General features: G+C 55.1%; 18 protein-coding genes. 1 reads left to right on the top strand and 17 read right to left on the bottom strand.

Going from position 1 to position 12695, the window contains the following annotated elements; translation table 11 throughout:
• Nucleotides 1–904: 904 nt before the first annotated feature.
• The 5 genes from trfA to CAI21_RS22085 all read right to left on the bottom strand — a co-directional run bounded on the left by trfA (nt 905) and on the right by CAI21_RS22085 (nt 3502).
• Entirely contained in the window at nt 905–1756 is an 852-nt protein-coding gene (trfA, locus tag CAI21_RS22105; RefSeq protein ID WP_116304287.1) for a plasmid replication initiator TrfA, read from the bottom strand.
• 153 nt (nt 1757–1909) lie between these two features.
• Nucleotides 1910–2233, bottom strand: coding sequence for a hypothetical protein (locus CAI21_RS22100; protein ID WP_147305216.1), 324 nt, complete (start codon nt 2231–2233; stop codon nt 1910–1912).
• Nucleotides 2199–2519 carry a hypothetical protein gene (locus CAI21_RS23005; RefSeq protein WP_147305215.1) on the bottom strand — a complete coding sequence of 107 codons (321 nt, stop codon included), beginning with the start codon at nt 2517–2519 and terminating at the stop codon, nt 2199–2201. The genes CAI21_RS22100 and CAI21_RS23005 overlap by 35 nt, the downstream gene beginning before the upstream one ends.
• A gap of 332 nt (nt 2520–2851) precedes the next feature.
• Nucleotides 2852–3220, bottom strand: a complete 369-nt coding sequence (locus CAI21_RS22090; protein ID WP_116304284.1) for an Aca2/YdiL-like domain-containing protein — start codon at nt 3218–3220, stop codon at nt 2852–2854.
• Between the two features lie 48 nt (nt 3221–3268).
• The gene (locus tag CAI21_RS22085; RefSeq protein ID WP_116304283.1) at nt 3269–3502 is read right to left on the bottom strand and encodes a hypothetical protein; all 234 of its coding nucleotides are present in this window, start codon (nt 3500–3502) and stop codon (nt 3269–3271) included.
• A 224-nt stretch (nt 3503–3726) separates the two neighbouring features.
• Here CAI21_RS22085 and CAI21_RS23000 point away from each other — a divergent pair, with 224 nt between their 5' ends.
• Entirely contained in the window at nt 3727–3963 is a 237-nt protein-coding gene (locus CAI21_RS23000) for a hypothetical protein (RefSeq protein WP_147305214.1), read from the top strand.
• On the opposite strand, the gene CAI21_RS22080 is transcribed toward CAI21_RS23000, so the two are convergent.
• From CAI21_RS22080 to CAI21_RS22990, 12 genes are all read right to left on the bottom strand, one after another.
• Nucleotides 3916–4614, bottom strand: coding sequence for a tyrosine-type recombinase/integrase (locus CAI21_RS22080; protein WP_181919591.1), 699 nt, complete (start codon nt 4612–4614; stop codon nt 3916–3918). The genes CAI21_RS23000 and CAI21_RS22080 overlap by 48 nt on opposite strands.
• On the bottom strand, nt 4598–5074 hold the full coding sequence (locus tag CAI21_RS22075; RefSeq protein WP_116304281.1) for a hypothetical protein: 477 nt from the start codon (nt 5072–5074) through the stop codon (nt 4598–4600). Before CAI21_RS22075 ends, CAI21_RS22080 begins: the two co-directional genes overlap by 17 nt.
• Nucleotides 5075–5264: 190 nt before the next feature.
• On the bottom strand, nt 5265–6017 hold the full coding sequence (locus CAI21_RS22995; RefSeq protein WP_147305213.1) for a hypothetical protein: 753 nt from the start codon (nt 6015–6017) through the stop codon (nt 5265–5267).
• The gene (locus tag CAI21_RS22065) at nt 5965–6291 is read right to left on the bottom strand and encodes a hypothetical protein (RefSeq protein WP_116304279.1); all 327 of its coding nucleotides are present in this window, start codon (nt 6289–6291) and stop codon (nt 5965–5967) included. The genes CAI21_RS22995 and CAI21_RS22065 overlap by 53 nt, the downstream gene beginning before the upstream one ends.
• Before the next feature lie 123 nt (nt 6292–6414).
• Entirely contained in the window at nt 6415–6645 is a 231-nt protein-coding gene (locus CAI21_RS22060; RefSeq protein WP_116304278.1) for a hypothetical protein, read from the bottom strand.
• Nucleotides 6642–7310, bottom strand: a complete 669-nt coding sequence (locus CAI21_RS22055; protein WP_116304277.1) for a hypothetical protein — start codon at nt 7308–7310, stop codon at nt 6642–6644. Before CAI21_RS22055 ends, CAI21_RS22060 begins: the two co-directional genes overlap by 4 nt.
• Complete coding sequence (locus CAI21_RS22050) at nt 7288–7878, bottom strand: hypothetical protein (protein WP_116304276.1); 591 nt, start codon at nt 7876–7878, stop codon at nt 7288–7290. The genes CAI21_RS22055 and CAI21_RS22050 overlap by 23 nt, the downstream gene beginning before the upstream one ends.
• Nucleotides 7879–7985: 107 nt before the next feature.
• Entirely contained in the window at nt 7986–10328 is a 2343-nt protein-coding gene (locus CAI21_RS22045) for an Ig-like domain-containing protein (protein ID WP_181919590.1), read from the bottom strand.
• Between the two features lie 62 nt (nt 10329–10390).
• Nucleotides 10391–11053 carry a hypothetical protein gene (locus CAI21_RS22040; RefSeq protein ID WP_116304274.1) on the bottom strand — a complete coding sequence of 221 codons (663 nt, stop codon included), beginning with the start codon at nt 11051–11053 and terminating at the stop codon, nt 10391–10393.
• Nucleotides 11050–11550: a hypothetical protein gene (locus CAI21_RS22035; protein ID WP_147305212.1), complete on the bottom strand. Its 501-nt coding sequence runs from the start codon at nt 11548–11550 to the stop codon at nt 11050–11052. The genes CAI21_RS22040 and CAI21_RS22035 overlap by 4 nt, the downstream gene beginning before the upstream one ends.
• Nucleotides 11547–12038 carry a hypothetical protein gene (locus tag CAI21_RS22030; RefSeq protein WP_116304272.1) on the bottom strand — a complete coding sequence of 164 codons (492 nt, stop codon included), beginning with the start codon at nt 12036–12038 and terminating at the stop codon, nt 11547–11549. Before CAI21_RS22030 ends, CAI21_RS22035 begins: the two co-directional genes overlap by 4 nt.
• A gap of 65 nt (nt 12039–12103) precedes the next feature.
• The coding region (locus CAI21_RS22990) for a porin family protein (RefSeq protein ID WP_220349046.1) at nt 12104–12695 on the bottom strand (592 nt) is incomplete at its 5' end.

Here is a 12695-nt window from a genome sequence, read left to right as displayed (position 1 = left end):
GATGAATCGCCCGAAGGGCTCCTACTTGTCCCACTGGCCTTTATTCGGAGCTTGGTCCTTTTGTTTGGAATGGTGGGTTATTAAAGACCGGCCCTCAGCGGAGCGGCCCAAAGGGAGAGGGCATCTAAATGTTTGTGCGCGTAGCGCACGCCGATCTTTCAAGCCGAAGGTGCGCCGCTACGGCAGGAAGAAGTATCTACGAAGGGAAAGCGGTTGGCCGTGCGGCGCGCCGGTCCGAAGGATCGGCGCGGAACGAGGGCTGAGCATGACGGCGTGTTAACGCGTTGCGGGATGCAACCGTCTATGCGAGGCGTAAATTTTTAGCAACCGTTGGGCCTTTAGGCCCTTACGGATGCTAAAATTTGCCCGAGTTCCGGTTTTTTAGGCGGCGATAATGGCACCAGATAACATCTTATAAACAACGATTTGCAGCATAATCATTGCACATAAATGGGCAAAACTGCTGCAATACTAGCCCGCGAAGCGGCCCGAAGGGCGGCTTTTGAGGTTTGTGAGCGAAGCGAACTCGTTTGCCGGCCGAAGGCAGGCAATAGATACCCGTATGGCGGGTATCTTATTGAGGGTGCGCTTGGCGCACTCAAATTAAGGCTGCTGTAAGAGGGGTGACCGGAGGGAGTGGGAGATTGGGGGTCGGTTAAATAAGGGTTAAAAGTGGTTAAGAAGGGTTAGCGATGTCGGGGAGTATGGTGATAAGTCGCAGAGTATAAGGGTTTCTAGCAAGAGTGGCGTACCTGTCTTTATGCGGGAAGCGTACCTGTCTTTATGCGGGAAGCGTACCTGTCTTTATGCGGGAAGCGTACCTGTCTTTATGCGGGGCGTACCTGTCTTTATGTGCCAGCGTACCTGTCTTTATGTGCCAGCGTACCTGTCTTTATGCTATCGCTTAGGAGCGGGAGCCAGTTGAACGGGCAACATGGACAAGATCATTCGAGTCTATCCAGTCCTGATTAGGTAGGGAGGGAACAAGAAGGCCCGTAGCTTTGACCTCATCTAAAGCCTTTCGGATCTGTTGCCTTAGCTTCCGAGTTGTCGCGGTCGTAGAACCGCATAAGTCTTGTAGAGTGCGAAGCTTAAGCGGGTAAGGCCGCCTATGGCTTGAGTAGTAATCGTAGAGTCGCTTTGCAATGGGGCTTAGACGTTGCCGCTGTTTCCATTCTATTATCGTGTAATAGTGTTCACCGAACAGGACGCGCATTTCTGGTTCTATCCAAATTCGCCACACCTTTTTGCGGCTGCTATCACTAGCTTGCCACTCAAACCGTTTAACAAGGGAAAGCCCAAGGGCTCTACCCAAGCGCTTACTTTCAACTGTGACAGAGGTAGCTTTCAAACGACTGATGGCCGTCTTTAGCTTGTCGTAGTAGTAAGGAGTATTGGCCCAGCCAAGCTCTTTAAGAAAGCTATAAGCAGTGAACTCAACGCATTCACCTAGAGGTTGAAGACGCGCTAAGTGCAAAATTTGGAGCCATACATCCTCATCGTCCACCCGCAGCTCCTCGCCTCGATACGATATGGCCCCATCACCAACAACTAAAATGCTTTCGTCTGCATAGTACCGCCGGGGCGTACCATTCTTCTGAGCCTTGAATAAGGCCGAACGGACGACCTCATTGGGGATACTACGAGACGAATCACGCCAAAGCGGTAGCTGCACGACTTTAGACGCTCTGACAGCGTTAACACGCTCTTCTAATGAAATTACAAGAGGTGATTTTGACGGTGTGGTTATGCTCATCTTGAGGCCCGTACCTGTTTTTATGCTATCGGGTAAGCGGAGGGCTGTTCGTGCGTTAATGAATGTGCGTCAGTGTCAATAACGCAACAACTAAAGTTTAATGAGTCGCTTGCAGGCTTACAAGCCATTTTGGATGAACGCTAGCGGGGGATGCTACAAGGCCCGATCCCGGTTCTGGTAGGACTCTAGGTCACCACAGCCAGCGGGACAGTAGTCGGGATGAAAGCCGTGGGCACAAGAACCCTCTTCTGCAAGCTCCTCTTGCATCTGCTCCAGCTCCGATGGCGATGCGTAGCCCATCGCACGGGCCTCCCGGAGAGCCGTATCCCGTTGAGGGCTCCCCTCCGGAAATGCGGTATCGACCGCGCCGGAGAACTTCGCAACGAAAAGCTCATACGAGAGCCCGCAACCGCGATCACTTTCCCGCGATAGGGAATCCAGCTCAGCACGAATCTGCTCGATGGTCATGTGTTTCATTATTTTTCTTTGCTCGATGCTTGCTTCCTCCGGCCGAACAGCCGCTGCCAATCATCGGGGCTGAGCGAGCGATACCAACGGCGGTTGCGCTCATTTTTCGAGCCCGCCTCTCCGGGTCAGTCATCGCTATGTAGTAGTAGCGGCGCTTTTTAGCAAGATGCTCTGCCCTTAGCTGCTGGTCGCGGTCGATCTTTGCTTGCCAGCGTCGTTGGGCTTGGCGTTGACGCTCCCTGATTTTCTCGGCGTAGTCAGGGTTACGCTCCATTGCCTCTTTGATCCTCTGCAAGTAGCTCCGCCGCGTTTGCTTAAAGTGATCGGTGTGCTTTATCTGCTCGTACCGATCACGCTCACGACGGGCGGCGCGTTCCTTGCGGCATTTCTCGGAGCATGTCGCGGCGCGCTGGCGGCCATGATATGGAATGATTGTGCCGCAGACTTCGCAGGGCGAACCGAGGCAGTAGGAGCATTTTCGAGGGCCGCGATACGAGGGCTTGAACAGGTTGCGGGGGTAGAGCCCCACGTGGCCGCAGTCGCACCGACACTTAATCTGATCGCTGCCCGTATCGGTCAGCGCCGTCAGGCTACCGACCTTTTGCCCCGTCCGGTCTATGCGGGGCATTAGGCTAGCCTCGCCATTCCGTCCGCAAAATAGAGCGCCGACACCGACTGTTCGACGCGCCAATCGAGCCGACTCTTGCCGGGGTTCGCTGCCTCGTAGTCTTCAAACCGCTGATAGAATGGCAGCTCTAAAACGTCGATCCGCTCATCGACTGGCTTACCCTTAACTCGTTCTTCGATCTCGTCGATCAGTTTTGCCCGCTGCTCAACAAGCACCTCCATCGTGACTTCAACATCGGCCGGCACCGGGGAGCGGCCCGCCTCCCAATATTGCCAGCTGCGCGGCGATACGCCGCCGATCAGCTCGGCCGCCTCGCTCGCGTCGAGCATGAGCATCTTTCGCAGCGCTTGGAGTTCTTTCGCGTTCATATCAACCTACGGAGTAGGGCCCCGGCCTGCGCCGGGGCTTTGAGGGTTTTATTCGACGTAGAAGGTCAGGTCACGGTACTGGCGCTCGGAGAGCATCGGCACTTCGAACGCATCGGCGGCTTTAGCGAGGTTGCGCTTGCTGCGGCTGACGCGGAAGGTCTTGCGGTTGATCGGGTAGCCGTTGATATCAACCGCGCCCGCGACTTCGATTTCGCGGACGCCCTCGGCGACCTCAGCGGAGAAAACGACTTGGTTGCGTTCGTTAATGATAGCTGCGTTCATATCAGGCCTCTCTCTTAGAGTTGGGTCGAGCCGATCTCGTACCCTATGCCTTATAGTATAGTTCGCGATTGCGAACATTGCAAGCTCTTTTGTGTTCCCCGCCGGTTTTTCTTCAAAACTTATAAATAGTTAATACCGCCATGGTGTAGCGGACGCGCGGGCATTCCTTCGCTCGCGGTTTTTGCTGGAATGGTTGGCGAGTCGATAACTAGGAGTAAACGGCAATGAAACAAAAGCTATTGAAGTGGCTGCGGAACGCGACGTTCGCAGTGAGTGTGACCCTGGGCGGGGTTGGCCTGGTCGCCCCCGGAAGCGGGTCGGTGGCGCCGACGTGCGTGACGACCACCCACGTTGAAGTGAATGCCGAGACAGGCACGTTACACCACTCGTCGCAGCAAACGTGCGGGCCGGCGCTAGAACTGCATCCCGTCCATAAAGTGGTTGGTGTCGATCAAAAATAGCCGGGTGTAGACCTCAGTCGAAGCGAGTGAGGCATGGCCGAGCCAGCGCGAGATCACGACCAGCGGCCGGTAATGCACCAGGCAATGCACGGCGAAGCTGTGGCGCAGGGCGTGGCAGCCGGCGCCGGCCGGGAGCGCCAGGCCGGCATCAGCGGCGGCGGCTTTAAGCCAGTTGTCGGCGGTTTGCCGTGTGATGGGCCACAGCGGCTCATCGAGCCGGAGGCGCTGGCCGGTGATGTAGCGGCGCAGCCGCGCCTTGAACGGCTGCGCCTCGGGCGCCACCGGGATCGTGCGAGCGGCGGCGGTGCCGCGTGAGCTGCGGCGTTTGCTGCGCGGCACGACGATGTACGGCCGCGGGGTGTCGAACACCAGGTCGCGGGGCGTGAGGCGCAACGCCTCGCTGATCCGCGCCCCGGTGTGCCACAGCACATCGAGCAGGCAGGCGGCCGCGTCGTGCCGCGCACCGGCTATCAGCGCGTGGACTTCGGGCTGCAGGAGATATTTGGGAAAGTCGGGGTACTCGGCGTACACGCGCGGGCGCAGGGCCGTCCAATACGGCCAGTCAACATTCAGCGCCGGCACCGGCGCCGGCGCGGCGGCGAGCACCGGGGCATCTTGATGCGGAACGGGGTAGCTAAGGCCATCGGGCATCGCGCAGCTCCTTGGCATAGGCCACCGCCTGAGCCAACGACGAGAACGAGCCCCGCCAGGTGCTCCGATCCCAGGCGCCGCCGTCGAGGCAGTAAACGTCATGGCGAATACCCGCCGGCCAGGCCGCGAACCACTTTCGCCGCATCTCCTTGAGCCTCGCGTTGTATTCGGCCTCTGTTTCCTTCACCTGGGAGCCGTAGCGCTCCAGCCGCTGGCAGAAATCGGCATAGCTCGCATCGGGAACGTAGAACTCCTCGCTCCTGATGAAGGGAAGGCCCCACCAATCCCGCACCTCCGCCGGATCGCGCTGACCGTTGTCCGTGGTCTCAAAGCTCCGCCGCAGCTTCGGATTAATCGGGATGCCATCGATCAGTTCTTGCGCCTGGGGGCGGTACTCGGGAAGGTAGGGCTCCGCGGCCGCCGCGGCGTACATGGCGTACATTCGGTCAAGTTCGTCCATGCTCAGTCTCGCTCTTTCACCGTTTTGTGGGTCATCGGGCAAGCCTCCAGGGTTGTTTTTGACCAGTCTAGCGCGGGCGCGGGTTGTGTCAAAGGCGGCGGGCGCAAAAAACCGGCCCCGCTGCCCGGCCGGGGGGGTGGGCGCGGGGCGGGGCCGGGGGGGAGCGGGTTTCACCGTTTACCGGCTTTTGTCAAACCGGCTCTCTTTCAAAGCTGAAGCGGCCTAGCCTCCACGGCGCGGCGCTCGTATTCCTCCGCCAACAGCCGTGCCGCCACCGCCAAATGCCGGTAATCCGCCGGCGTGCCGTTAAGACGCCGCGCCGCGATATCCCGCATATCTTCATATGCCTCTTCACAATCGAAAACATCAAACTCAGGCGAACAGCCATCAAATAAATCACTTCGCTTCTCCTTTGCGCCTTTCTCCGTTCCTCCTGCCATTCCTCAACTCCTTGCCACCAGGGCGTCATCGGGATCGCTCGGCCATTGTCGATGGCTTCCGCATTAGTGTCGTAGAACGCCTGGTAGCACTCGATATACTCAGCGCAAAACGCTTCTAGCTCAGCCACGGGTAAGCGTGGCGAATAAACTAGATTGTGCCCTGCCTCCAGGTCCGTAATAAGAGCTGTGCCATCATCGAACTCTGCGAGCCCTGAGGCCACCAGATCCATGGCCATGGTGATGTGTTTTCTATCATCTCCTAGCATCACTTTGATTGGACCAGGTTCATAAACAGTTGCCGGTATATGTGTTACACCGGCTTCTTCATAGGGCACGGCGGTAACCGTAGCGACTTTTCCTCCGTGAGAAATCAGATCACCGACAGCAAGCGCGGCCACAGGTTTCGGCGCCCAACAGTCGTACTGGAAAGTGCTTATAGTTCTCATGGTTTTACCTGCCAAGCTCTTGGAAAGATTGTGGCGTGTCCAGCCCATGTTCTGCATACGGATTGCGAAGAGGATGCCCTCGCAAGATATTGACGATGTTGTCGTGGCTCGCGGCTGCGATCGCCAGCAGGATTTCCCCCTCCTTATCCGCATGCTGCGGTTCCGGCAAGGTTGTCTCATGGCGGTAGAGCTCTCCTCCAGCAAAGGAGTGCACGACCGTGATTCGCGTGTGCTGGCCGTGCTGAGTGAGGGTCTTGGTCGTAACAGAACCGACAGATGAAGGAACGACCCATGCTCCTGCTGCAATCTGAACTAGCGTGTTCTTATCCATTCTTTATTCACCCTTGATCAAAACTATCCGCATTCGGAATGCCGTATCTGTTTTTATGTGTCCGGTTTACCTTTGCCCTGTCTGCAGATCGGCTTGCCCGATAAGCTGCGCCTAGCTTTGTACTCATGCAAACTGGACATTGAAAGTTGCACGTCCGAGTTCCTCGACGACGCTGGCGATAGCATCCAACGTTTGAAAGACACGTTCACCACCCCGAAAACGCTCAAGCACTTCATAGTGGCCGCGTTGGGTTGCCAATAAGAGAATCCATCCCTCATGGCACGGTGACCGACGCGCCGCCACATCGGTTAATGCGCCGGCTTGCTGTAATAATTTTGCGTCTTGCAGTTTCATTTAGTTGTGCGGGACGTTTCACGTGGTAGCTCCCCGCAACCGAGCGGACAGCAATCAATGGAAAGGCCGTGGCTGCAAACGGTTTCGTCAGCTTCAAGGGCGGCCTGCCTTTCGGCAAGCTCGGCGGGCGTTGCATAATCGTGTGCCGTCGCCTCCGGTAGTGCCACCCCGCGCAGCGGTGAAGCCTCCGGGTAAGCGGCATCAACGTCGGCCGAGAACCGCTCGACGTAAATTTCATAGACGCCCCCGCTGCAACGGATAGCCTCCTGAGCAAGATCGCGTACTTTGCGGACAACAGCCGCCAGCTCGGGACGACAAGCGCCGATAGGCAGTTCGCCTTCCTGTTCTATGACGGCTTCTGTGTTGACATTCGCGGAAGAAATCGCGTCAAAAGCCGAATCCTCAGCCGCGTGACGACTGAGTATTTCCCCATACTGCCGCCGTGTCTCGCCATCGGTATAGTTTTTAAGGGCGATGCGATAGAACATAGATGATTGACCTCCGTCTTGTTCTTCGTCCATCTGGTCTGCGGACGTGCGCGAGCCGCAGAGTCCGCAGAAGAACACGTCGTCATCGGCGACATACTCCATCGCCCAGGCGGGCGTGCCGCAGCTGCGGCACTCAAGCACCTGCTGCAACTCCTTAAGCTCGGCCTGGGTTCTCATTCGCAACCCCGCTCCTGCGGCCCAGGACGGCAAGTGCCGCAGCTGTTTCAACGATTGCGCTTAAACCTCTCACCTCCGGGCCTTCTACGCCTCGGGCATTAAGGCCATGCTTCAAGACATGCTCACCACGAGATAGCGGCTTGCAATCGTTCCGCCACGCCTCTTCTGGATCGACACCTAACTGGCGCATGTTTCGATAGATAAAATACACATACCGGCAAACTAGGCGAAAAGAGCGCTCCGCTTTATGTGCGTCACCCTGAAACTCAATACGGTTACCAGGCAAAAGCTTAAAATCACCATGGGTAAAGACATGCGGGCGTCTGCGATTGCCGCCCCAACAGATCGTCCAGATAGCATGAAATGAGAAATAGCCGCCACGGTTGCGCGTGAAATACGCTTCACAGTGGCCGTCTATCTCGGGTGATACACCACGGCCGCCGAAGTACCCAACCCATAGCTGTTCACCAACCCGCAGTCGCCGCAACTGGGCGACACGATAGTACTCAAAGCGCAATTGCTGCATCCAATCGTGCGCGTCAATGTTGCTCGCGGCACCATCTACCATACCTGTGCCCTCGCTTCTCGAACTTGTCTTAACTGGGAGTAATGCGCTCTATAAAACCGCCCTTGGGCGGTTTATCTAAAGGGAAGGGCGGCTAAGCCGCCCCTCTATTACCGAAACCAACTCCCACAGTAAACCGCGTTAGGTATCGTTAACGTATCGCTCACGCTATAACCATCGGCAATACGCAGTTCTGCGGTTCCCGTCCGACGACCGTTGCACGGTCGCGCCGGCGATCCCCCGAAATGCACGCCGCCGTAAGAGAAGATGCCATCGTCATCTGGATTGATAGAGCCGAACCCCCTATTTGCCCCGGCAACCTGGTAACTCTCAACGGTATAGGTTTGCGACGGGTCGTAGTTATCAATCCGGATACGCAGGCGATAGTCAGTACCGCTATTTCTGTTTTGGACTATCGTCATAGATGGCTGTTCGTGCGCGAAGATAACGGTAATCACTTGTTCAGCTGTGCGGCCGATACCGTCTCTTGCGATGACCCGGATTTGGTGCGGTCCGTTACTGAAATTAGCTGTATTGACGCGTACGCTAGTTCTAGCATTATCAGTGTGCGGCGCATAACTATGGTGCGCGCCATTAATGAGGATTTCGATTTCCTCTACACCAACCGCATCCCATGCATCGACTGTAATATAGAAATCACTAGTAATGGTATCGCCCTGTACAGGCGACACAATGTTTACAGTCGGTGGGGTGTTGTCAAAGTAGACCTTTCTGGTCTCTGTCGTCGTATTACCCGCCTTATCGACCGCGACCAGGCTTAGCGACTTCTCTCCCTCCGCGAAATCGCGAGTATCGATCATGTAATCAATACGCGGAAAAGCCGAAAACTCTGCGAGTACATTGCCATCAAGGTAAAGCACGGCCGACTTTACCGTTTCGTTATCTGTAACATCTGCCAAAAACTCGTAGACACGCTCAAGATACGCACCTTCTTTTAACTCCCAGCTGATCTCCGGCGCGGTGTTGTCGATGGTAAATTCCACGGAGCGCTGTGTTTCATAACCGCTCTTATTGCGGGTCCACACTGTGAAGGTATGCTTACCTTCTCCGAATTGCGCGAGACTAAGGTCATAGCTTGGTGAGTTCAGGTTGCTTGGGAAGTACGTTGCGCCATTAACAATGAAGCGCACCTCATCGAGTCCAAAGGCATCGCTGATGCTTGCGCTGAACGTGTGTGTACCGCGGATATGCTGGGCGTGGGACGGGCTGATATCGCTAATTGTCGTGCCTTGGTTCGCAACATCGAGGACGATGTCATGCTCGGTGACGCCGCCGGCGACGTTTGTTGCGATCAACCGGAAATGATGCTCGCCATCTTCCAGTGCGGTGGTGTTCACAAGGAAACGCGGTTCAGAAGAGGCGCCGCCGGCGAGGTGGAAATCGCCGTTCAGATACAAGTCAACACTGCCAATACCGATCGTGTCCGTAACGGAAACGCGTAGCTCGATCTCGCCAGCCACCGTGTCACCCGTTGCGTGACTAAAGTTACTCATGTTGGGGGCAGCATCGCTTAACGGGATGATATCCGCGCTGCCCCATAAGCTCGCGTTCGACTCATTGAAACGAATGGCATGGTCGACGATGTCCGCCGCCGTGAGCCCCGTGCGGTTTTCCGGCGCATTAGCCATCACCAACATATTGGCGGCGATACGATGGCGATAGATTTCTTGGTTGAGTGGTACCGTACCCTGCGCAACGATCCCATCCAGGCCTTGCCCATCCAGGCGGCCATTGGCACGAATATCGCTATAAGCCGCTTGTGCAAACCGTATTGAGTTATAAGGCTGGTGCACTGCCGTGCCGTTCTGCTCTGATATCCAGGCGGTCAGCTGGGAAATTGCAGCTGTTGAAAAGCCATACAAGTGGCCGTTTGTAACCTCAGGCGTTGCATTATCGACTTGTGTAACTTCAAGCGGCGTAACTTCGCGGATATCCAGACCAAGGAGATCGCTGATTGTCCGGTTCGCATCTACGATCGCTTGTCGGACAGGTGTACCCGTCCGAACCATGTGTTCCGCAAGCCCGGCGGCAAGCGTTGTGTAGTAAGTTAGCGACGTAGTAACTTCGTCGCCGGCTTGATAGTCATAAACGGCATACAGCGCGTCACTACTCTGTAGCTCAACATTTCGCCCGCTAGCTTCTTCAAAATAACGACCGTTCGTTACTTTAAGTAAAATCGGCTGACTCGGTACTTCATTCAAGGTAATGGAGTATTCACCAAGATTATCTGTCCGCCCCTGCCCCAACACCTCGCCTTTCGTACCATCCCAGGCATAGGCAGTCACATCGCCGCCGATAATCAGGCCGTCGAAGGCGACGCCGGATAGCTCACCACTCGGCCTTGGATCTGGACTGTTACTACTATCACCGCCACAACCGGCTAAAGCCAATAGCGAGATAGCAACCAAACATAAACTTCTTCTTAATCGCATTGTCGTCTCCATGCGTTCTTAATTAAGAACATCGAAAAGGCTAAACTGCCATATCTGTAGAATTACTTTGATCTAAAAGCCCAAGTAAACGCACCCATCCCTAAAACCACCAAGAAAAACCCAACTATCAGCACCATGACCGGCAAAGGCTCGCCGCTATAGCTCAAAAGAGCAGAAAGGGCTAGCAACAACCCGCCCCCTAAAAAAAGGGCAATGCCAAACGAGAAACCAAGGACTTTAAAAACAGGCAACCATTGAGAAGAGGCAGGCTTAACAGGTTGCTGCTCACTCTCACCTAGAGGCATACCGCTAAGAGAGTCGTTTCTAAAGATTTCTACTTGCTCCTGCAACGCTTGCTGGAGAGCAAGCCCCTCCTGGTAGGTCTGAGGACCGGCGGCCCCATAACTGTCATAAAGCATCTTAAAATCACCGATCACATCGGCCACTTCTGCAAAAGCCTCTTTCTCCGCATCGCTCAGGGGTTCATTCAAGACATCGTCTAGCGGACGCAACCGACGAAAAGCCCATAAAAGCCCACCGCACGCGAAAAGCACTAATGCAAAGCTGTAGGGAAGCAACTGCACAAACGGGAAAAAGTCCGTTGTCAGCCCAGCTAACAAAACCGGCAGGCCCAGCAACAATAGCAAGGCAAAGCCCAAAGCCGCCCGTGGCATCCCCCGGCGCTCCAGCGGGTCAGGCAAGATAATAAGTTTCAGATCACTCATTTGTACCAAGCCTGCAATTGCGCAAGCGCTGCTTGCTCAGCGGCATCTGCGAACTCAGTAAGCGGCAACGCTGCGAATAACTGAGGACGGACAGCCTGCCAGAGCGCGGCGACATCATTAACGTAACGGTCATCTAATTCTTTTCGATGATTTCGCAACCACAGAACCACAAGAGCCTCAGCATCGTTTGTGTCCTGCGGCTGATAGCCTGCGTCTAAAGCTTCGGGTAAGACGGCGTAGTAGGCCCAGGGCGAAACCCGTTGCTCGCCCCTTGCCCAATGGGTCAGCTTTCGGCCGCTCAAAGAGTCGGGTAGCGGCTCGATCCCCATCACTCGCGCCCTGCTAAGTAAACGTTCTGCGACTTCGGCGGCAGAACCACCACCTTTGTGCAAAAGGTAGTTGAACAAAAAACGGTTGGGCTTACGATCACGCATAACAGAAAGAACACTCAAATAGACGGCTAACAAGCCAAAGAGTGCATTATAACGCAGCATCACTCGCCCCCACCTTCAGTATCAAACTCCGAGAAACACCGATTAAGGAAGTCAGCAGACAAACGAACAAGGACAGAGAAATGGGAGTCCACTTGTCGTTTATCAGCATTCCAACTCTCTCTGTTATAAGCAGAGCATATAAGCTCAAGCTTAGAGAGCAGACGGAAACCAATAGGCGTATAAATACGGCGACTCGGCCAGCCGACAGCAACAGACATACCGTAAAGCAAAGAGGCGGGATGAAAGGGATTAATACTGCAATCCTCTATCCTAACCTCAATCCCTCGCTCTCTTACGCGGACGTTATAGACCCCTTCGCTTAACTCACCAATTTCTATAGCTGTAGCTATATCGCGCCTGATAAACTCGGCAACGTCATTAATGGGCAAGTTGGGATCGAAGTATTTGCCGATGAACTCACGCTTATTTGCATCTAAAATCACAGTCCCGGTCAAATTGGGAAAGCGAATAAGCCGTGTAGGACCACGCATAAAAATCCCCTCATGAGGAGCACCCCGCAACCCGGTGCCGGTTTGTTTTAGGAAGTCACAAAATACTAATAAAAGAAAAGCAAGCTAAAAGATCCGTAGCGGAGACCGTCAGAAAATGGATGCTGATATTGCACACGCCAAGCCGCTGGGCGGTCCCACCCGAACAAATTCACATCAAAGTCAGTTTGTACAAAGACAAGACCAGCGGCATAACGCCTATCAGCATTAGATAAGCGCTCATCAAGATAGCCGTCATTGGTCACTTTGTACCGATCACTAGCACGGTCATTAGCTATACCAAGGCCAACGCCCCACCAGGGCTGCCAGTTAAAGGTATGCCGCTGCCGAAACTGCAAAGTACCGGCTAAAGAATAATGAGAAACATCTTGACCCACGCCCCCAGGCTCAGGGTCAAACGTTGCGCTGGCATAGGACAACTCAACGCTATAGCGTCTGTCGCGTGCGTATTCTTGTTGATAAAGAAGGCTCACCGGGCCAAGTGCTACCAGCGAGTCTACATCGCCATCGCTATCAGATACGGTCTGATAGCTAACGCCGAGGCCGACACCAAAAGACGTCTCATACACCGCGCTTGCAGGTGCGCTGCAAAGACCAAGGCAAAGACAAAGAAAACGCAAACTTCTCACCCTATCCCCC

The sequence above is a fragment of the Alkalilimnicola ehrlichii genome (assembly GCF_003399765.1).
GTDB lineage: Bacteria > Pseudomonadota > Gammaproteobacteria > Nitrococcales > AK92 > AK92.
This window is presented reverse-complemented; position numbering and strand designations above follow the sequence as displayed.